The following is a 19,239-nucleotide window of genomic DNA, read 5'->3' on the forward strand; positions in this document are numbered from 1 at the left end:
GCCATGAGCCGCAGCCAGCTCGACTCCCTGATCCACATGGCGAACCAGATCGCCGCCAACAACGCTCACTACGGCGATGCCACGGTCGAGCGCGTGCATTCTCACCTGAAGAAGTTCTGGGCACGCAGCATGAAGCGTCAGATCGTCGACTATCTCCAGCAGGACGGCAGTCGGCTCTCGCCGCTGGCCAGAGAGGCCGTCGAACGGCTGGCGCGGGAGCAGGTCGCTCGTGTGGGGTGAGGCCGCACGCTACCAGAAGCGCGGATAACGTCGGTGGCGGGCCAGATTGTTGACCAGGATCGCCACCAACAGCATGACGCCGCAACCGATGCCGATCGGCATCACGGGGTACCACCAGTTCAGTGACGTGATCGGTGGACCGCCGATCACGGCGACCAGGGCCGCGGCGGCTCCCGGCGGATGCACGGTATGCGTGAGCTGCATGACGAGCACCGAGAGCGACACGGCCAGCGTGACGGCCAGCGCCGTACTGCCCAGCAGTTGGAAGCAGCCTACTCCCACCAGAGCGGAAAGGATGCTCCCCAGCAGGACGTTGCGCGGCTGCGCGAACGGACTTTCCGGGGCGGCATAGAGCAGCACCGAGGTGGCGCCGAATGAGGCCACGATCAGCAGATGGTGGGATAGCCAGTGCGCGCTGAGCCAACAGATAGCCCCCATGCCGCTGAACGCGCCGAACCAGGACCACAGGGCATCCTGCCAATCCGGGCTGGGAGTTTGGGTCCGTTCGGCGCGCATCTTGGCGAAATAGGTCTTCATGGCTGACGGCTGCACAAAAGAAGTGCAGGAGTCTCGCAGAGCGCACCGGCAAAGGGAAGGCAAGTTTTTTTATAAGAACATGCCGTTTGGCTGATCGAGGTCATTTTTTCGAGGCCATGCTGAGTGCTGGCGTCACGAAGCTGTAAGGCGGCGGTACTAACGTGGGACTGTTTATCCGACAGGAGCTCGTCCCATGTCCCGATGCGTCACCCGTACCGTTATGGCCGGCCTGTTGGCCAGTCTGCCATGCCTGGCCCAGGCCGACACCCTGGTGCTCTACACCAGCCAGCCCAACAGCGATGCCCAGCAGACCGTGGACGCCTTCCAGGCCGCCCATCCCGACATCGAGGTGGAGTGGGTGCGCGACGGCACCACGCAGTTGATGACCCGGCTGCGCTCGGAGCTCGAGGCGGGCGTGACCAAGCCCGACGTGCTGCTGATCGCCGATAGCGTGACCATGGAGTCGCTCAAGCGGGAGGGTAGGTTGCAGCCCTACCTGAGCGAGGCGCGCAATCGTTACGATGCCTCGCTCTACGACCCCGACGGCTACTATTACGGCACCAAGCTGATCACCACCGGCATCGTCTACAATACCCGCGCCGAGCAGGCGCCGAAGAGCTGGCAGGCGCTGACCGACGATGGCTATGCCGGCCAAGTGACCATGCCCAGCCCGCTCTACTCCGGGGCCGCCCTAATCCACCTGGCCGCCCTGACCCAGCATGCCGAGCTGGGCTGGGACTATTACGAGGCGCTGGCCGCCAACCGGGCCGAGGCCCAGGGCGGCAACGGCGGCGTGTTCAACGATGTGGCCGGGGGGACCAAGCCCTACGGCGTGGTAGTGGATTTCCTGCCCATCCGCGAGGCGGCCAAGGGTTCCCCGGTGGCCTTCGTCTTTCCCGAGGAGGGGGTCTCCGCCGTGACCGAGCCGGTGGGCATCTTGGCCGAGGCCCGCAACACTGAAGCCGCCCAGCGGTTCGTTGATTTTCTGCTCTCCGAAGAAGGCCAGCAGCTGGTTAGCCAGCAAGGCTACCTGCCGGCGCTCGACAGCGTCGAGCCGCCTCCCGGTTTCCCCGCAAGGGACGAGATCCGCGTGATGCCGCTCGACGCCGAGCGTGCCCTGGAGCAGGCCGAGGCACACAAGCAGCGTTTCAGCGAGCTGTTCGGAGGCTGACGTGTCGTCTGCGGCAACGCCGCGCAGCCAGCAACGCTGGCTGCTCACCCTGCTGATGGGAACGATGCTGTTGCTTTGCCTGGCGCCCAGCCTGCGGCTGCTGATGGAGGCCCTCAGCGGTCTCGGCCTGGGCAGCGAGGCCCCGCTATGGCGCGTTCTCGCCTCGCCCCGTACCTGGCTGGCGCTGTGGCACAGCCTTTATACCGGCGTCCTGGGCATGCTGATCGCGCTGCTGTTGGGTGGCCTGTTCGCCTTCGCCATCACGCTGACCGACGTGCGCGGCAAGGGCGTGCTGATGTTCTGCTTCATGTTACCGATGATGATTCCGCCCCAGGTCACCGCGCTGAGCTGGCTGCAGCTGTTCGGACCGGCCAGCCCCTTGCTCAACAGTTTGAATATCGCGCCGGCACTGGGCGCTCCTCAGCCGCTTCATTCGGGCGAGGGGATCGCTTTATTGCTGGGCATCCAGAGCGCGCCGTTGGTGTTCTTGGCATTGCGTACCAGTCTGGTGGCGCTGCCGCGCGAGCTGATGGAAGCCGCGCGTATCAGCGGCGCCCGGCCATTCCAGGTGTGGCGCCATACGGTGCTGCCGCTCACACGTGGCGGGCTGGTCGCCGGTGGCGCCATGGCCTTCGTCTCCAATCTCGGTAACTTCGGCATTCCCGCCATGCTCGGCATTCCCGCCGGCTACTATGTGCTGCCTACCCTGATCTACCAGCGCATGGCCGGCTTCGGTACCGGCGTGCTGGCCGAGATGGCCGCCCTGTCGATGTTGATCGGCGGGCTGGCACTGGCCGGGGTCGCCCTGCAGCAGCGGTTGCTGAAGCGCAGCCGCTTCGGCCTGATCGGTCATGCCGGGCGTGCCCACGACCTGTCGCTGGGTCGCTGGCGAGGCGGTGTCGAGGCGGGCCTTGCCATCCTGCTCGCGGCGGTCCTCCTCGCGCCGCTGCTGGCGCTGGTGGTCGGTTCGCTGGTTCCGGCCATGGGAGTTCCCTTGACGGTCGAGAGTGCTACCCTGGAAGCCTACCGCGAGATGCTGGGTCGCCAGGGCGTGACGCGCCGGGCCATGCGCAACAGCCTATGGCTGGCCGGTGGGGCTGCGCTCACGCTGATGGTCGTGTGCCTGCCGCTGGCCTATCGCCTGCAGCGTCTTCCACAGCGCTGGCAGGGGCTGGTTCTCAGTGTCATCGAGCTGCCCTACGCCCTGCCCGGGGTGGTGCTGGCGGTAGCCTGCATCCTGCTCTTCGTACGTCCACTGCCCTTGGTCGAAGTGTCTCTCTACGGCACCCTGTGGCTGATCTTCATCGCCTATCTGGCACGTTTCCTGTTGGTCGGCTTGAAGCCCGTGACCGCAAGCCTGGCGCAGCTCGACCCGTCGCTCGAGGAGGCCGCCCAGTTGGCCGGTGCCGGCCTGTGGCGACGGTTATCCGGCATTGTGCTGCCGCTGCTGGCTCCGGCGCTGTTCGCCGGCGGCCTGCTGGTGTTCCTGATCGCAGTGAACGAACTCACCGTCTCGGCACTGCTGTGGAGCGCCGGCAACGAGACATTGGGCGTGCTGATCTACACCCTCGATCAGGGCGGCGACAGCGTACTGGCCTCGGCGGTGGCGGTGCTGGTCGTCGCTATGGTGGCGCTGCTGATGTTGTCGCTCAACATGATGGCTTCGCGCCTGCCCCGGGGGGTGATCCCATGGCGGGACTGAGCCTGGCCGGGGTCGGCAAGCGCTTTGGCGAGCATGCGGCGGTGAGTGGGTTGACACTGGACGTCGCCGCGGGGGAGTTCGTGGCCCTGCTCGGCCCGAGCGGCTGTGGCAAGACCACCGTGCTGCGCATGCTGGCGGGCTTCGAGCAACCCAGCGAGGGGCATATCCGGCTCGGCGGTCGGACCCTTTCCGATGCGAGCCGCCATGTGCCGCCCGAGGAACGCAATATGGGCATGGTCTTTCAGTCCTACGCGTTGTGGCCGCACATGAGCGTGGCCGATAATGTCGGCTACCCGCTCAAGCTGCGCGGCGTCGGCGGTAGCGACTATCGCCGTCGCGTCGGTGAGGCGCTCGCCATGGTGGAGCTCGCGGCCCTGGCCGAGCGCCGCCCACAGGAGCTCAGCGGGGGCCAGCGCCAGCGCGTGGCGCTGGCCCGCTGCCTGGTGGCCTCGCCCGCGGTGGTTCTGCTCGACGAGCCGCTGGCGAACCTCGATCGCCACCTGCGCGCCGCCATGGAGGAGAGCTTCCGCGCCTTCCATCGGCGCAGCGGGGCCACGCTCGTCTATGTGACCCACGACCAGAGCGAGGCGATGGCGCTGGCCGATCGCATCGCCGTGATGCGCGAGGGGCGATTGGTGCAGTGGTCGACTCCCGAAACCCTCTATCGCCAACCGCACAGCGAGTGGCTGGCGGGTTTCATCGGCCAGGGCAGCGTGCTGTTGCTGCCAGGCGCGGTGCCCGGCCGGTGGCTGGAAGGCGATGCCCTGATGGCCGCCGCCGAGGAAGCGGGCGTGCAGGGGCGGGGCCCCGTGCTGGTTCGTCCGGAGCACGTCCGGCTTGGCGAGCGTGGCGGCCTGCGTGCGCGGGTGGAGCGAGCGGTCTTTCGCGGTGAGCGCTATGAACTCGGGCTGCGCCTGGCCGATGGTTCGGCACTGCTCGCTTACTCGGCCCGCCGCCTCGCTGAGGGCAGCACGATCGGCGTGACGCTGGACCTTGGCTGGGGGCTGGAACCGGAAGCGGGGACGCCGGGCCGGCGCTGACCTCGGATGTCGCATCGTCTCGGCATACCTGGCGAGAATCGGTCAGCATCGACGGTAGTTCGAGCTTTTACCCAGCTTGGCGCATGGTATATTCGTTCACCGGCAGTCAGGTTACTGTCCGTTACGCCCGGACCCGCTGCCGCCTGACAACCGGCCTCACGCCGGGGCCGAGGCGCCTGCAGACCGCGACCGCGCCGGAAGGACGACACGAAAGGAGTCGTGCCATGAGCCACATGGCACGGGCCAGGATATCGGCCCCTGGGAAGGCATAGCGACACCATAACGAGCCGATACAAGCAACAACGCGCAGGGCAGGGTGACATGTACAGGGGACGCTTCTCGACTGCCGTCTTGACGGTGGCATTGCTCACGTTCGGGCCGACGGCCCAGGCCAACCTTCCCTCAACCTCGCCCGAAGCGGGCGATCCTTCCTTCCTCTCTTCGATGCTCTGGCAGTCCCTCGACGGCGTGGCCATGCCCGAGGGGGTGACCCGGGACGAGGTCTGGTTGAGCATCGATCTTCGCCATCGCCAGGTGACGCTCTATCGCGGCGAGGCGGTGATCAAGCGCATCGAACATCTGGCCTACGGGGCCGGCGGCGCGGCTCCGCTTCGCGCCAAGGGGAGCTCGATGACGCCGCTGGGGGAGTTTCGCGTCGACCGGATCAACCGCGCCTCGCGCTTTGGGCTCTTCTTCGGCTTCGACTATCCCACGACGCAGGTAGCCGAGGAGGCGCTGCGGTTGGGCAGGATCACACCGCAGGAGTACGGCTACATCGAGCGCTACCGGGCGCGCCATGGGCGTGCGCCGCACGATACCGCCCTGGGGGGGCTGATCGGCATCCACGGTCTGGGTCGTGGCGACCCCGATGTTCACCAGCGCTTCGACTGGACCGAAGGCTGCGTGGCAGTGGATAACGAGCAGATCCGCGCCCTCGACCCTTGGTTGAGGATCGGCACTCGCGTCGTCATTCAAGGGTAGTCAGCCTTCCTCGAAGGCGGGTTGGCGGAAGAGCGTGGGAGTCGAACCCACCAGGGACCGCTGGCAGCCCCTGCCAGATTTGAAGTCTGGCCGCCCCACCGGGGGTCGATCCTCTTCCTTGAGTGTCACGGCGCGGGTTCACCGCCACATCCCGGCCTGGCGGATGAAGCGCTCGTCCCCCCTGCGTCGCGTGTACCCTACCCTATCAAAGAATTCGAGAATGTGAATGGCCAGCTTGCGCCCGGTGCCGATGCGGTCGCGGAACGCGGCCGCCCGTACCGCGCCGTGCGCTTCCGCCAGGGCCCGCACGATATTGGCCATTTCGACGACCGTCTCGGCCAGGTAGAAGTGGTCCCGGCGAACCTGGTAGAGCCGGCCCAGGCGGGCGCAGGCAATCAGCGCCTGTCGAATGCGCGCTTCGTCGAGTTCCGTGGCGGCGGCCATGTCGCGCACCCTCGGCGGCTGGAAGGGGGCGGCGGCGATGAACGGCTCGAGTCGCTGCCACAGCGCCTCGTCAGCATCGCCGAGGATCGCGCGATGCTCAGGCAGGGCGACGAAGGGGCCATGGGCGCTTAGTGCCCCGCGTTCGACCAGCGTTGTCAGCAGCTCTCGACCTACCGGCTCGGGCAGCCCGGGCATGGCCTGACGCGCCAGGCGGGTGCGCTCGGTGCCGAGCATCGAGGGGTCGTGCGCATGGTTGGTCGCGACGGCTTCGAGCAGGCGCGCTTCCAGCACCTCGATGGCCTCATGCGAAAAGGCGCGGATCTGGCCTTGGGTGGCGATGACCCGACCTCCCAACGCCCGGACGCGTGCGGCCAGTGCCGTCGCATCGGCATTGGCGTTGCGCGCCGTGGCGCCCAGATCGACCCCGTCGGGTCGCTGGCGCAGCGCTTGTCGCAAGGGCAGGTCGAGATCGTACGGCGGGCCCGAGGCCACACACTCGGCCAATGCCCTGAGCCAGGCGAGGCGTTCGGGACGGCGCTGGCCACGGCGGGGCGGGTCGCCGTCGAGCACCACCCCGCCGCCCAGGGTGAGGCGCCCGCCGGGATCGCGAATCACGAAGCGATCCCCGAGGCAGGCGTGCACCGGGGCGTCAAGCACGAGCTGGCCCAGCCCATGCTCGCCCGGGCCGAGCCGCTGGCCCTCGAGCAGTGACAGGCGGCCGCTGAGTCGGGTGACGCCCAGGTGCGTGTGAATTGGCGCCCAGTGCTTGATCACCGGCGCGCCGTGGAGCAGTTGCAGCTGAACATCGAGGCGCCGGAGCGGCGGCGTCTCCAGCGCCTCGGCCACGATCCAGTCGCCACGCTGGATCGCGTCGCGGGCCATGCCCGGCCCGGCGAGGTTGAGCGCCACGCGATCGCCCTGTTGCGCCCGCTCGCTGGCGCGATGCTGTCGGCGCAGGCCCCGTACCCGCGCCGTCAGACCGGCCGGCACCAGGCGCACTTCGTCGCCCTGCGCCACGTGGCCGGCGAAGGCCGTGCCGGTCACCACCAGCCCGGCACCGGCCTTGGTGAAGACCCGGTCGACGGCGAGCCGGAAGCGCCCATGCACCGTCTCTTGGCGCTGCATCGCCGCCGCTGTCCATAGCCGGTCGCGCAGTTCTTCCACGCCTTCGCCGCTGTGGCTGGAGACCTCGACGATCATCGCCCCGGCCAATGGCGTATCGGCCAGCAGCGCAGCGATGTCTTCACGCACCTGACGCCGACGCTCGGCGTCGACCCGGTCGATCTTGGTCAGCGCCACCAGACCGCGGTCGAGCCCCAGCAGGGTGAGGATCTGCAAATGCTCGACGGTCTGCGGCATGACGCCATCGTCGGCGGCCACCACCAGCAGGACCGTGTCGACGCCGGCGCTGCCCGCCAGCATGTGGTGAAGAAACCGTGCGTGACCGGGCACGTCGACGAAGCCGAGCTCGACGCCCTCGGTCACCACGGGATAGGCGAAGCCGGGCTCGATGGTCAGCCCACGTGCCTTCTCTTCCTTCAAACGGTCGGTGTCGATGCCGGTGAGCCGTTGGATCAGGGCGGTCTTGCCATGATCGACATGGCCGGCGGTGCCGACGATCAAGGCGTGCCTCCGTACGTTTCGCTGCTGGCGGCGCTCCGTGCGTCGCTGGCCGCACGGTTTCCTGTCCCTTCAGCCGCCTTCCTCTCATCGCTTGCCATGCCGCTCTCCGTGCCGGCCGTGTAGCGTCGCTGGAGCGCTTCCAGCTGCCCCAGGAAGGCCGTCTCTTCGGCCTCGCCGACCAAGCTGCGCAGGTCGAGACGCAGGGCGCCGTCGCTGAGTCGGCCGATGACGGGGCGGGGCAGGCCGCGCAGGGCCGTCTCGAGGTGCCGTAGGCGACGCTCGCGCAGACGGCGCGGACTCTCCTCGGGTCGCCACACCAGCGCTCGGCTGGGCAGGCGGTCGACCGGTAGCGAGCCGCTGCCGAGTTGGCTCAGGCATGGTTCGAGCGTCACCGTGATGTCGGGAAGCAAGTGCTGAACGTGGGGCAGCAAGCGCTCGCCAGTGGCGGCGATATCGGTTTCGGGGCGGGTCAACAGCGCCAGGGTGGGGATGTCGCGCTGCGGGACATCGCTGTCGCGATAAAGGCGCAGCGTCGCCTCGAGCGCGGCCAGGGTCAGCTTGTCCAGGCGCAGGGCGCGCTTCAGCGGGTGGCGCTTGATAGAGGCGATGGCCTCGCGGCGGCCGACGATGATGCCGGCCTGCGGGCCGCCCAGTAGCTTATCCCCGCTGAAGGTGACCACGTCGGCGCCGGCGCCGACGGCATCAAGGGGCTGCGCCTCGTAGGGCAGGCCGAGCGCGGCGAAGTCGGCCAGTGCGCCGCTGCCCAGATCGACCAGGAAGGGAAGACCGTGGGCATGGGCGATGTCGGCCAAACGGGGTTCGGGAACGCTGCCGGTGAAGCCGGTAATGGCGTAGTTGGAGGTATGGGCCTTGACGATCATCCCCGTGTGCTCGCCGATGGCCTCCTCGAAATCGCGCGCGTGGGTACGGTTGGTGGCACCCACCTCGCGCAGGCGGCAGCCCGCCGCGGCCATGATGTCGGGCATGCGGAAGGCGCCGCCGATCTCGATCAGCTCGCCGCGCGAGATCAGCGCCTCGCGACCGGCACCCAGCGCCCCCAGAGCCAGCAGCACGGCACCGGCATTGTTGTTGACCACGGTAGCCGCCTCGGCACCGGTCAGCTCACACAGCAAGCCTTCGACCAGCCGGTCGCGATCGCCGCGGCCCCCGCTGTCGAGGTCATACTCCAGCGCCACCGGGTGACGCGCCGCTTGCGTCATGGCCTCGATGGCCGCCTCGGCGAGCGGCGAACGGCCCAGGTTAGTGTGTATCACCGTGCCGGTGAGGTTGAATACCGCGCGACAGGCCGGCCGGGCCAGTTCGGCCAGGCGGCTCAGCACCCGCGTCGCCAGGCTGTCCAAGTCGGGGCAGGCCGGTGCGGCCGGCTGTGCCAGCACGCGTCGGGTCTCGTCCAGCGTCTGGCGCACGGCGCGCCGCACAAGGCGTTGGCCGTAGCTTCCGCGGGCCTCTCGCACATGAGGGTGGGCCAGCAGTGCATCCACCGCAGGCAGGCTGCGTCGAACGTCCATTGTCGTCATTCCATGCGGGGGGCGGTCGTTTCTCCTGTCCAAAGGAGATGGGGCGTGCCTATGGCATAGCATGCCGGGCCGGGCCGCGTCCATGCGTGTCCGGCTGGCTAGGCGTTGACGATCAGCAGCGGGTTGGTCCCGCTGCGCCGGTAGCGGCCCTCCTCGTCGATGAGCAGGTCGAGCGCGAGACTGGCGAGGTCGTCGGCCAGTGGTTCGGCGTCGGCGTCGAGCGTGCGCGGAAAGATCTTGAGGTAGCTGCCGCAGTCGCCGCAGGCCTCGGCCTGGGCCGGCAGGGGGGCGGTCGTGTCGCTCTCTTCCGCCAGGCTCAGGTAATCGAGCTTGCCGCTCTGTTCGCACACGCTGCAGATGGAGCGCTCCAGATACCACTGGGTGGCGCACAGTCCGCACTGAAGGTAGCGCACGCCGTTATACTGCGGATCGGCTTCGATCACGCTGGCCAGGGGCGGCGAGCCACAGCTGGGGCACAGGGTGCGCACCTCGCCGACCGGACGCGCCGGTGCCTGGGGCAACGTATGCGTTAGGCGCAGCCAGGCCACCTGCAGCGCGGCAGCTACCAGTGGCATCAGGCCGCGAGTTCGTTCGTCGCCGGCTTCGCCCGCGAGCACGTCGTCAGCCAGCCGATCGATCTCTTCCGCCGACAGCTTGCGCAGGGTGTCGAGCAGCGGGCGCTGGGCCTGGCCGACGTGCAGCTCGAGCGCGTCCAACAGGGCGTCGAGCTCGGCCCGGATACCGATGTCGCCGCGCAGCGCCTGCACGTTGAGTGGCGGCATGCCGTGCTCCAGTGCCAGGGAGAAGGCCTCGGGCCCGGGCTGCCAGCTCGGCGTAGTGCGTTCCAGTGCAACCTGCTGGGCCTGGGCCAGCTGCGCCATGAAGCGCAGGAAGTCTCCGAGCGGCGCGACGCGCTCGGCGAGAGCTCGCAGGCGTTTTGCGCGCCGGGCGAAATGGTCGTCGTCGGGCAGGCGAACCTCGGGGGGATGCATCACCCCCGTCGGGGCATTGCCGAAGGCGTGTGTCACGGCGACTCCTGTCGGTTCGTGGGCGTGTCGTGGCGGCGGCTGATCGCGCGATGCTTGCGCGCCTTCTCGCGCTCCTCCTCGTACCACAGATCATGGTGATGACGCGCCCAGGCCCAACTGACCCGGCCGCGTACCATGGCCTGGAACGAGCCCTTGACCCAGATACCCGAGTAGACATGGATGATCAAGGTGATGATGGCGAGAAAGGCGACGACGGCATGCCCCAGGGACGCCAGCCGGCGCAAGGTGATGGGGATGGCATCGGCGAAATAGGGCTGCCAGATCAGCAGGCCGGTGATCAGCAGCAGGACGATGCAGCCGAGCATGATCCAGTACACCAATTTCTGGCCCGCGTTGTTCTTGCCCACCGGCGGCAGCTTTTCGTCGCGATTGGCCAGCACGTCGCGGATCTGCTTGAGCCATTGAACGTCGTGTCGACGGATCGTGCTCTCCTTGAAGAAGGCGACTGCCATGAAGAGGAACATCAGCGTCATGAACAGGCCGATGTAGGGATGCAGGATGCGGGTCATGGTCGGCCCGCCGAACAGCGCGGTCAACGACCAGAAAAAGGGGTGGAAGAACGGCAGCCCACTGAGCACCAGCAACACGAAGCTGATCGCGACGAGCCAGTGATTGAGGCGGTTCCATACGCTGTAGCGCCGCAGCGCGGGGTCCGATTTGGCCAGGCTCATGGGCGTTCCTCCCGTTCGCGTTCGCGGGCCTCATCCTCGCGCACTGCCGCTTCGTCCTCCTCGCCGTATTCCTTGGGGCCGGCGGTGACGTAATGGAAGAAGCCGGTCAGGGCGGCCAGGCCGATCGCCATGGAGGCCAGCGGCTTGGTTACGCCCTTCCAGGCGTCGACCAGCGGGCTGATGCGCGGGTCCTCGGGCAGGTGGCTGTAGAGCCCCGGCCGGTCGGCGTGCTGCAGCACGTAGATTACATGGGTGCCGTCGACCCCTTCGGGGTTGTAGACCCCGGCGTTGTCGAAGCCGCGGCTCCTGAGGAAATTCGTGCGGGTCTCGGCCAGGTCGAACATGTCCTCGCGGGTGCCGAACATGATCGAGCCGGTGGGGCATGACTTCACGCAAGCCGGCTCCAGGCCATGGAACACCCGATCGGAGCAGAGCGTGCACTTGTAGGCCTTGTGGTCCTTCTTCGAGATGCGCGGCACGTCGAAGGGGCAGCCCGACACGCAATAGCCGCAGCCGATGCAGTGCTCCGAATTGAAGTCGACGATGCCGTTGGCGTACTGCACGATGGCGCCGGGCGCCGGGCACGCCTCGAGGCAGCCCGGTTCGGCGCAGTGCATGCAGTTGTCCTTGCGGATCAGCCACTCGAGGTTGCCCTGCTCGTCCTCGTACTCATCGAAGCGCATCACCTGCCAGGTGTTGGGCGTGAGGTCGAGCGGGTTGTCGTATTCGCCGACGCACTCGCCGACCTCGTCGCGCAGATCGTTCCACTCGGCGCAGGCCACCTGGCACGCTTTGCAGCCGATGCAGCGCGACACGTCGATCAGCTTGGTCACGCGATCCACCCCACCGCTCCGCTCCTGGGGCGAGGGCACCTGCGTTGCCGACCGGGCGATGACGTTCTGCAGGTTGATCTGGTCGCCTCTCATGTCGTTTCGCCTCCTTGCGTCATAGCTTCTCGACCCGCACCAGGAACGACTTGTACTCGGGGGTCTGGGTATTGCCGTCGCCGACGGATGGCGTCAGGGTGTTGGTCAGGTAGGACTTCTTCGTCTCACCGAGAAACCCCCAGTGCAGCGGGATGCCGACCTGGTGCACGGTCTGGCCGGCAACCTGCAGCGGGCGGATGCGCTTGGTCACCACCGCCACGGCCTCGATGTATCCGCGCTTGGAGCTGACCCGCACGCGGTCGCCCTTGGCGATACCCAGTTCTTCGGCCAGACTCTCGCCGATCTCGACGAACTTCTCCGGCTGGGCGATGGCGTTGAGCCGGTTGTGCATCGTCCAGTAGTGGAAGTGCTCGGTCAGGCGATAGCTGGTCGCGGCATGCGGGAACTCCTCGTAAGTACCGAAGTTCTCCCGATCCTGTTCGAATACCCGAGCCCCCGGGTTGTGTTTTGCCAGGGGGTTGTCCGGGTGCAGCGGGTTGTTGGCGATCGGCGTCTCGAAAGGCTCGTAGTGCTCCGGGAAGGGCCCTTCGTTCATGCGGTCGCGGGCGAAGATCTGGCCACGCCCGGTCTGGTTCATGATGAACGGTGCCTGGCCGTCGCCGGGGGCGGAAGTGGGCGGAAAATCGGGCACGTCGTTGCCGACCCAGCGTTGACCGTTCCACCACACCACGGCCTTGCGCGCCGCCCATGGCGTGCCGTCGGGGCGGGCGCTGGCACGGTTATAGAGAATGCGGCGGTTGGCGGGCCAAGACCAGGCCCAGCCCAGCGTCTGGCCGGTGCCGTAGGGATCGGAGTTGTCGCGGCGCACCATCTGGTTGCCGCCCTCGGTCCAGCAGCCGGCGAACAGCCAGCAGCCGCAGGCGGTGGAGCCGTCGGCGCGCAGCATGCCGAAATCCTCGAGCTGTTCGCCGGCGCGAATCAGCAGGTTGCGCTCCTCGTCGAAGACATCTTCCAGTGCCCAGCCATTGTATTCGCGTGCCAGCTCCTCGGGGCTCGGCTCATCGGGGCGGCGGTAGGGCCAGTGCAGGTTCAGGATCGGCTCGGGGAAGGCGCCGCCCTCCTCCCGGTAGAGTTGCTGCAGGCGCAGGAAGATGCCGGCCATGATGGCCGTATCGGCACGCGCCTCGCCCGGAGGGGGCGCCGCCGCCCAGAACCACTGCAGCCACCGGGAGCTGTTGACGATGGTACCGTCCTCCTCGGCGAAGGCGGTAGTGGGCAGGCGGAACACCTCGGTATCGATCTCGGCCGGGTCCACGTCATGGAATTCGCCGTGATTCCTCCAAAACTCCGCCGTCTCGGTGCGCAGTGGATCGATCACCACCAGGTAGTTCAGCCGCGACAGCGATTCGGTGATCTTGGCCTTGTGCGGGAAGGCTGCCAGCGGATTGAAGCCTTGGCAGATGTAACCGTTCACCTCACCCTGATGCATGCGCTCGAAGGTGTGCAGGATGTCGTAGAGGTCCACGCCCAGCTTCGGCAGCCAATCGTAGCACCAGTCGTTCTCCTCGCTGGCCGCATCGCCGAACCACGCTTTCATCAGGCTGACGTGGAAGCGCTCGTAATGGCGCCAATAGGAGACCTCATCGGCCACCAGGGGCGGCCGCGCCCGTTCCAGGATGTACGGGTCGTACTCCTGCTCGCCGGAGCGAGGCAACGACAAATAGCCCGGTAACAGGTTGGAGAGCAGGCCGAGATCGGTCAGGCCCTGGATGTTCGAGTGACCGCGCAGGGCATTGACTCCACCACCGCGCATGCCCATGTTGCCCAATAGGAGCTGGACGATGGCCGCGGTTCGGATGATCTGCGAGCCGATCGAGTGCTGCGTCCAGCCCAGCGCATAGAGGAAGGTCATGGTCTTGTCGGGAGCGGCCGTCTCGGCAATCATTTCCCAGATACGCTGAATCTTCTCGCGCGGCGTGCCGCACACCGAATGCACCACGTCGAGGGTGTAGCGGCTGTAGTGCTGGCGCAGCAGTTGGAAGACGCAGCGCGGGTGCTGCAGCGTCTCATCGCGCCGGGCGTGGCCCTCGTCGTCGTATTCGTACTGCCAGCTCGATTTATCGTACTCGCCGTTGTCGGGGTCGTAGCCGGTGAACAGGCCGTCGTCGAAGCCGAACTCGGGGCTGACGATCAGGCTGGCATCGGTATAGGCGCGCACGTAGTCCTGCTGGAACTGGCCGCTTTCGATCAGGTAATGGATCAGTCCACCGAGGAACGCGATGTCGGTGCCGGTACGGATCTCGGCGTAGAAGTCCGCCACCGCCGCCGTGCGATTGAAGCGCGGATCCACCACCACCAGTCGCGCGTCGTTGTGCTCGCGCGCTTCCATCACCCAGCGGAAGCCCACGGGGTGCGCTTCGGCGGGATTGCCGCCCATGGCAATGATCAGGTCGGCATTGCGGATATCGACCCAGTGATTGGTCATGGCACCGCGACCGAATGTTGGGGCAAGACCTGCCACCGTCGGTCCGTGTCAGACGCGCGCCTGGTTATCGAAGGCCACCATGCCGAGGCTGCGGACCACCTTGTGCGTCAAATAGGCAGTTTCGTTGGTCGACGCCGAGGCCGCCAGCATGCCGGTCGTGGTCCAGTGATTGACGGTATTGCCATCGTCGTCGGCGGCGACGAAGTTGGTGTCGCGATCCTTTTTCATGTGACGCGCGATACGGTCGAGGGCTTCGTCCCAGTCGATCCGCTTCCACTCGTTGCTGCCGGCTTCACGCACCTGGGGGTAGCGCAGCCGGGAGTCGCTTTGGATGTAGTCGAGCAGCCCGGCGCCCTTGGGGCACAGCGAACCGCGGCTTACCGGATGGTCCGGGTCGCCCTCGACATGGTAGATGTCGTCGACGTTATTGATCGCCGCATCGCCCCGGCTGTAGAGCAGCACGCCACAGCCCACCGAACAGTAGGTGCAGTTGCTGCGCGTGATCTTGGCGCCGGTCAGCTTGAAATGGCGGATCGAGGCGACGGCGGGTTCCGGGGCAAAGCCCATCATGGCCATGCTGGACGTGGCCATCCCCGCTGCACCGAGCTTGAAGAATTGTCTGCGTGTCACCCGTAGGGTCATGGGGCCTCCTGCCTGGTTCCTGTACCCTCAACTTTCTTGGCTGGTATCGCTGTCGGTCTTGATTCCCGCTCTATCGTTTACCGCATGTCGCGGATGTTGCGTCCGGAACGACGCGCCGTCATACGTCAAGCGTAGCGGTACTCGTCGCTCGATGCCGGACGAGGTATGAGTTCCGGCGAAGCCATCCTATTGCTCGTTGCTGCTCTGCGGCTCACCGCTTTCCCGCCGGCCTTCGTCCTGAGCACCCAACGGGTCGTCGGGCAGCGCCTGTTGCTCGGGCTCCGCCTCGCGTTCCGGGGGCTGGACTTCGTAAGCGGGGCCGTCGTCGGAGCCCGCCGCGGGGGTCTGGATCATGTCGTCGCCCTGGGTCTGGCCGCTGCCGGAACCCTCTTCTGCCTGGTCCATGTCCGAGTGGGTGATGCCGCTGCTGGTTCCGTACTGGCCGGTGTCGACATCGGGCGGCTCGATGGCCTCGGCGGGGTCCAGGCCCGCCGCGCCTCCGCCGGGTGATGCCGTGCGCTCCTCGGCGTGGGTAGCGGTCAGCCAAGCGGCACCCAGCAGGGCGACAAGCCAGCCCAGGCGACGGCATGTCGGGTTGCGCATCCTGGCCATATGGCACCTCCGAATCTCGGTCGAGGTAGGCGTGGTCATTTCAGCGTAGACCGCTCGCCGCGAAGAGGGCAATGCGCGCGCCAGACTGGCGCGGAAGGGAACGAGCTTCCTACACTCAGGCCAGCCATTCGTTGGAACCTGGGCAGGGCTATGCCCGGGATGCATTCGGCCACGTCAACGGAGTGACACCTTGCGCAGTCTACCGGCGACCCTACCGATCCTGTTCGTCTGCGAAATCAGCTTCCTGCTCGGCCACGGCCTGATCATGACCCTGCTCGGGGTGCGCATGTCCATGGAGGGATTTCCCTCGCACATGGCGGGTCTGCTGATGTCGAGCTTCTCGCTCGGCTTCGTGTTGGGCAGCTATGCGCTGGAGAAGCGCATTCGCAGCGTCGGCCATATTCGTGTCTTCTCCGCCTGCGCCGGCCTGCTGGCGGTCACCGCCATGCTCCACGGCCTGTGGGTCGATCCCTGGGCCTGGCTGGCCTGGCGGCTGATCGGCGGCATCGCCACCGCGGGCATGCTGATGGTGATGGAGTCGTGGGTGTCGGGAGAGTCGACCAACGACAACCGCGGCCGGGTGCTGGCGCTCTACATGGTCATCTCGACCCTGTCGCTGGCCGGCGGGCAGTGGCTGCTCAACGTCGGCGATCCGGCGGGGCCGGCGTTGTTCTCCCTGGTCGGGATGCTCTTCGCCCTGTCGCTGGTGCCGCTGTCCATCGTGCGGATACACGGTCCGCGGCAGGCCCACGACTTTCAACCCCAGAAAATCCGTCTCAAGGCGCTGTTCAAACGCGCCCCGGTGGGCCTGGTGGGGGCCTTCACAGCGGGCATGATGGTCCAGGCCTTCTTTGCCATGACGCCGTTCTACGGTCAGGAGATCGGTTTGTCCACTGGCGAGACGGCACGCTTCATGGCGATCACCACCATGGTGGCGCTATTCGCCCAGTGGGGGCTCGGGCGGCTCTCGGATTACATCGACCGGCGCAAGGTCATCCTCGGCATGGCCGTGATGATGACCGTATCGGGGGCCTTCGTGTCGATGATGGTGCGCATCGATTTCTGGATGCTGGTGGTGGTGGCCTGCTTTCACACCGCCATGCTGCACACCCTTTATGCCCTGAGCCTGGCCCATACCAACGATTGGCTCGAACCCGGCGAGGTCGTGGCCGCCAACGCCAAGCTGATGATCTGGTACGGTATCGGCTCGATCATCGGCCCCTTCACCGCCTCGCTGGTCATGCGTCTGGTGGGTCCCGACGGGCTGTGGGTGTTCCTCGGCGGTGCCTCGCTGATCCTGGCGGCATTCGTGGCGCTGCGCCTGCGCCGGCGCCCCGGCGTCCCCGTCGAGGAAGTCGAGCAGGAGCCCTTCGTCGCGGTCCCGACGCTGGAGACGCCGCACTTCGCCGAGCTCGACCCGCGCCTGGAGCCGACCCAACTGGAGTTCCACTTCGAGGATGAGAGCGCTCTTTCCGGCGAGGGCGACATGACGCAGGAAGCCGCTTGAGCTTCCCCGGGAAGGCGAATGCGGCATCATGAAGGTTTCCCTCGCTGGAGACACCAATGCGCTATATCACCGGTCTTTGCCATGGAGGAATGCTTGGCCTGCTGTTCACTCTCGCGGCGCTGCCTGCCGCGGCGCGCGCGGAGGCCTGTCCGGCTCCCGGCCAATGGCAGCGCCCCGGTAGCGCGCCGCTCGATTCCGCTGACCTGATGCACGAGCTGGCCGAGCACAACGTGGTACTGCTTGGTGAACAGCACGAGGTGACCGACCATCATCGCTGGCAGTTGCATGTCCTGGCCGGGCTGCATGCGCGGCGCCCCGACATGACAATCGCCTTGGAGATGCTGCCGCGCGAGGCGCAGCCGGCGTTGGATGCCTGGGTCGCGGGCGAGCTCGACGAAGCGGCCTTTCTCGAAGAGAGCGATTGGTTCAGCGCCTGGGGCTTCGACCCCGAACTCTATCTGCCGATTCTGCACTTCGCCCGCCTGCAGCGGGTGCCGCTCGTAGCCATCAACGTGACGTCCGAGTTGCGAGGTCGCCTGGTCGAGGAGGGCTGGACGGCGATCCCCGAAGAGGAGCGTTTCGGTATCTCGCCACCGGCCGAGCCGCCATCGGCTTACCGTGCGCGGTTGGCCGAGATCCACGCCCATCACCCCAGCGCCCATGACGAAGACAGCTTCGACCGATTCGTTGCGGCGCAGCTGGTGTGGGACCGGGCCATGGCCGCCGGTTTGGCCGAGGCCGGCGAGGCGGGAACCCTGGTGGTCGGTTTGATCGGCCAAGGCCATCTGCAGTTCGGCCACGGCGTGCCCCATCAACTCGACGACCTGGGCGTGGCCTCGCATGCTGTCCTGCTACCCTGGTCGTCGACAGGCGCGGCCTGCGAGCCGCCGCCGACGGACGTGGCACGAGCGGTGTTCGGCATCGCCGAGCGTGCCGAGCCGGCATCCACACGGCCGCAGCTAGGCATTCTCCTCGTGCCTGACGAGGCGGGTGTCACGGTACAGAACGTGCTCGAAGGATCGCTGGCGGAGCGCACGGGGCTCGCGGCGGGGGATGTCATCTTGCGCGCGGCCGGCGAGACGGTCACGCAGCCTGCCGACGTGATCGAGCATGTACGCCGCCAGCCGCCTGGCACGCTGCTGCCGCTGGAGATTCGCCGCGATGGCGAGGTGAGAGAAGTGCTGGCGCGCTTTCCGCCGCGCAGCGATGAGGGGCCATGACCGGTCAGAGGTAGTGGCCTTGCAATGAGTGGGGGTAGCCACCATATGGTGGGAACGCGGGCGCCTCATAGGAAGGGCTTATCGTAACCATGACAGCTTTCAATTTTCGACTATCGGCTGGCGTGGTTAAGATGGGCGCCGTATTCGGGATTACCCACCAACGCATGACATGGAGTTTGCTGAATGTCCCTGATCAACACTGAAGTCAAGCCGTTCAAGGCCACCGCTTACCACAACGGTGAGTTCATCGATGTCTCCGATGCCGACCTGAAGGGCCAGTGGAGCATCTTCTTCTTCTATCCGGCCGACTTCACCTTCGTCTGCCCCACCGAGCTGGGTGACCTGGCGGACAACTACGAAGAGTTCAAGAAGCTGGGCGTCGAGATCTACAGCGTCTCCACCGACACCCACTTCACCCACAAGGCCTGGCACGACAGCTCCGAGACCATCGGCAAGCTGCAGTACCCGATGCTGGCCGACCCGACCCTGCAGATCTCGCGCAACTTCGAAGTGCTGATCGAAGACGCTGGCCTGGCCGAGCGCGGCACCTTCGTGGTCGATCCCGACGGCAAGATCCAGATCGTCGAAATCAATGCCGGCAACATCGGCCGTAACGCCGAGGAGCTGCTGCGCAAGGTCAAGGCCGCTCAGTACGTTCGCAACAACCCCAACGAGGTCTGCCCGGCCAAGTGGAAGGAAGGCGAAGAGACTCTCGCTCCGTCACTGGATCTGGTCGGCAAGATCTAAGCGGTCTGCCAAGACCCGCGAGGCTATCCCCTGACCTCGTGTATGTACCACGCCCGGGCATGTGCTGCCCGGGCGCTCTTTCCAAGACGTGCAAGCCGATGCCCGCGCTGACTCCGTGACGCGTTGTGGTGGCGTCTTGCCGT

General features: G+C 66.8%; 16 protein-coding genes and 1 tRNA gene. 8 read left to right on the top strand and 9 right to left on the bottom strand.

Translation table 11 applies throughout. The features are described from left to right. The first annotated feature begins 3 nt into the window (after positions 1–3). Positions 4–240, top strand: a complete 237-nt coding sequence (locus F0A17_RS16385; RefSeq protein WP_149329429.1) for a formate dehydrogenase subunit delta — start codon at positions 4–6, stop codon at positions 238–240. 9 nt (positions 241–249) lie between these two features. Here the strand turns inward: F0A17_RS16385 and F0A17_RS16390 are convergent, their stop codons facing one another. Then, a complete protein-coding gene (locus tag F0A17_RS16390; protein WP_149329430.1) occupies positions 250–777 on the bottom strand; it encodes an HPP family protein in 528 nt (175 codons plus the stop codon). 220 nt (positions 778–997) lie between these two features. Here F0A17_RS16390 and F0A17_RS16395 point away from each other — a divergent pair, with 220 nt between their 5' ends. The 4 genes from F0A17_RS16395 to F0A17_RS16410 all read left to right on the top strand — a co-directional run bounded on the left by F0A17_RS16395 (position 998) and on the right by F0A17_RS16410 (position 5,671). After that, positions 998–1,948, top strand: a complete 951-nt coding sequence (locus tag F0A17_RS16395; protein ID WP_228716946.1) for an ABC transporter substrate-binding protein — start codon at positions 998–1,000, stop codon at positions 1,946–1,948. A 55-nt stretch (positions 1,949–2,003) separates the two neighbouring features. Next, complete coding sequence (locus F0A17_RS16400) at positions 2,004–3,650, top strand: ABC transporter permease (protein WP_149329564.1); 1,647 nt, start codon at positions 2,004–2,006, stop codon at positions 3,648–3,650. Further along, positions 3,638–4,690 (top strand): ABC transporter ATP-binding protein, encoded by a 1,053-nt coding sequence (locus tag F0A17_RS16405; RefSeq protein ID WP_149329432.1) that lies wholly within the window; start codon positions 3,638–3,640, stop codon positions 4,688–4,690. The genes F0A17_RS16400 and F0A17_RS16405 overlap by 13 nt, the downstream gene beginning before the upstream one ends. Positions 4,691–5,011: 321 nt before the next feature. Further along, positions 5,012–5,671, top strand: coding sequence for a L,D-transpeptidase (locus F0A17_RS16410; RefSeq protein WP_149329433.1), 660 nt, complete (start codon positions 5,012–5,014; stop codon positions 5,669–5,671). Positions 5,672–5,693: 22 nt separating this feature from the next. On the opposite strand, the gene F0A17_RS16415 is transcribed toward F0A17_RS16410, so the two are convergent. The 8 genes from F0A17_RS16415 to F0A17_RS16450 form a co-directional block, all read right to left on the bottom strand. Beyond that, positions 5,694–5,789: transfer RNA gene (locus F0A17_RS16415), tRNA-Sec, on the bottom strand. A gap of 20 nt (positions 5,790–5,809) precedes the next feature. Further along, on the bottom strand, positions 5,810–7,738 hold the full coding sequence (selB, locus tag F0A17_RS16420) for a selenocysteine-specific translation elongation factor (protein ID WP_149329434.1): 1,929 nt from the start codon (positions 7,736–7,738) through the stop codon (positions 5,810–5,812). After that, a complete protein-coding gene (gene selA, locus F0A17_RS16425; RefSeq protein WP_149329435.1) occupies positions 7,735–9,267 on the bottom strand; it encodes an L-seryl-tRNA(Sec) selenium transferase in 1,533 nt (510 codons plus the stop codon). The genes selB and selA overlap by 4 nt, the downstream gene beginning before the upstream one ends. Positions 9,268–9,374: 107 nt before the next feature. After that, positions 9,375–10,304 (bottom strand): formate dehydrogenase accessory protein FdhE, encoded by a 930-nt coding sequence (gene fdhE, locus F0A17_RS16430; RefSeq protein ID WP_223111561.1) that lies wholly within the window; start codon positions 10,302–10,304, stop codon positions 9,375–9,377. After that, positions 10,301–10,996 (bottom strand): formate dehydrogenase subunit gamma, encoded by a 696-nt coding sequence (locus tag F0A17_RS16435; protein WP_149329436.1) that lies wholly within the window; start codon positions 10,994–10,996, stop codon positions 10,301–10,303. Before F0A17_RS16435 ends, fdhE begins: the two co-directional genes overlap by 4 nt. Next, positions 10,993–11,922 carry a formate dehydrogenase subunit beta gene (gene fdxH, locus F0A17_RS16440; RefSeq protein ID WP_149329437.1) on the bottom strand — a complete coding sequence of 310 codons (930 nt, stop codon included), beginning with the start codon at positions 11,920–11,922 and terminating at the stop codon, positions 10,993–10,995. The genes F0A17_RS16435 and fdxH overlap by 4 nt, the downstream gene beginning before the upstream one ends. Before the next feature lie 19 nt (positions 11,923–11,941). After that, positions 11,942–15,010 carry a formate dehydrogenase-N subunit alpha gene (gene fdnG / locus F0A17_RS16445; protein ID WP_149329438.1) on the bottom strand — a complete coding sequence of 1,023 codons (3,069 nt, stop codon included), beginning with the start codon at positions 15,008–15,010 and terminating at the stop codon, positions 11,942–11,944. Between the two features lie 186 nt (positions 15,011–15,196). After that, positions 15,197–15,622, bottom strand: a complete 426-nt coding sequence (locus tag F0A17_RS16450; protein ID WP_149329439.1) for a hypothetical protein — start codon at positions 15,620–15,622, stop codon at positions 15,197–15,199. A gap of 190 nt (positions 15,623–15,812) precedes the next feature. On the opposite strand from F0A17_RS16450, the gene F0A17_RS16455 reads away from it, so the two are divergent. The 3 genes from F0A17_RS16455 (at position 15,813) to ahpC (ending at position 19,096) form a co-directional block, all read left to right on the top strand. Further along, positions 15,813–17,129: an MFS transporter gene (locus F0A17_RS16455; protein ID WP_149329440.1), complete on the top strand. Its 1,317-nt coding sequence runs from the start codon at positions 15,813–15,815 to the stop codon at positions 17,127–17,129. 56 nt (positions 17,130–17,185) lie between these two features. Next, positions 17,186–18,349: a ChaN family lipoprotein gene (locus F0A17_RS16460; protein ID WP_223111564.1), complete on the top strand. Its 1,164-nt coding sequence runs from the start codon at positions 17,186–17,188 to the stop codon at positions 18,347–18,349. A 183-nt stretch (positions 18,350–18,532) separates the two neighbouring features. Beyond that, positions 18,533–19,096 carry an alkyl hydroperoxide reductase subunit C gene (gene ahpC / locus F0A17_RS16465; protein ID WP_149329441.1) on the top strand — a complete coding sequence of 188 codons (564 nt, stop codon included), beginning with the start codon at positions 18,533–18,535 and terminating at the stop codon, positions 19,094–19,096. The last annotated feature ends 143 nt before the right edge of the window (positions 19,097–19,239 follow it).

The organism is Billgrantia pellis (genome assembly GCF_008297955.1).
GTDB classification, from domain to species: Bacteria; Pseudomonadota; Gammaproteobacteria; order Pseudomonadales; family Halomonadaceae; genus Halomonas; species Halomonas pellis.

What these genes read in the sequence shown, in the direction of transcription:
- F0A17_RS16405 (WP_149329432.1), top strand. Translation starts at nt 3,638, where the DNA reads ATGGCGGGACTGAGCCTGGCCGGGGTCGGCAAGCGCTTTGGCGAGCAT.
- F0A17_RS16460 (WP_223111564.1), top strand. Translation starts at nt 17,186, where the DNA reads ATGCGCTATATCACCGGTCTTTGCCATGGAGGAATGCTTGGCCTGCTG.
- F0A17_RS16400 (WP_149329564.1), top strand. Translation starts at nt 2,004, where the DNA reads ATGGGAACGATGCTGTTGCTTTGCCTGGCGCCCAGCCTGCGGCTGCTG.
- F0A17_RS16450 (WP_149329439.1), bottom strand. Translation starts at nt 15,622, where the DNA reads ATGGCCAGGATGCGCAACCCGACATGCCGTCGCCTGGGCTGGCTTGTC.
- F0A17_RS16390 (WP_149329430.1), bottom strand. Translation starts at nt 777, where the DNA reads ATGAAGACCTATTTCGCCAAGATGCGCGCCGAACGGACCCAAACTCCC.
- ahpC (WP_149329441.1), top strand. Translation starts at nt 18,533, where the DNA reads ATGTCCCTGATCAACACTGAAGTCAAGCCGTTCAAGGCCACCGCTTAC.
- F0A17_RS16385 (WP_149329429.1), top strand. Translation starts at nt 4, where the DNA reads ATGAGCCGCAGCCAGCTCGACTCCCTGATCCACATGGCGAACCAGATC.
- fdxH (WP_149329437.1), bottom strand. Translation starts at nt 11,922, where the DNA reads ATGAGAGGCGACCAGATCAACCTGCAGAACGTCATCGCCCGGTCGGCA.
- F0A17_RS16410 (WP_149329433.1), top strand. Translation starts at nt 5,012, where the DNA reads ATGTACAGGGGACGCTTCTCGACTGCCGTCTTGACGGTGGCATTGCTC.
- F0A17_RS16395 (WP_228716946.1), top strand. Translation starts at nt 998, where the DNA reads ATGGCCGGCCTGTTGGCCAGTCTGCCATGCCTGGCCCAGGCCGACACC.
- selA (WP_149329435.1), bottom strand. Translation starts at nt 9,267, where the DNA reads ATGGACGTTCGACGCAGCCTGCCTGCGGTGGATGCACTGCTGGCCCAC.
- F0A17_RS16435 (WP_149329436.1), bottom strand. Translation starts at nt 10,996, where the DNA reads ATGAGCCTGGCCAAATCGGACCCCGCGCTGCGGCGCTACAGCGTATGG.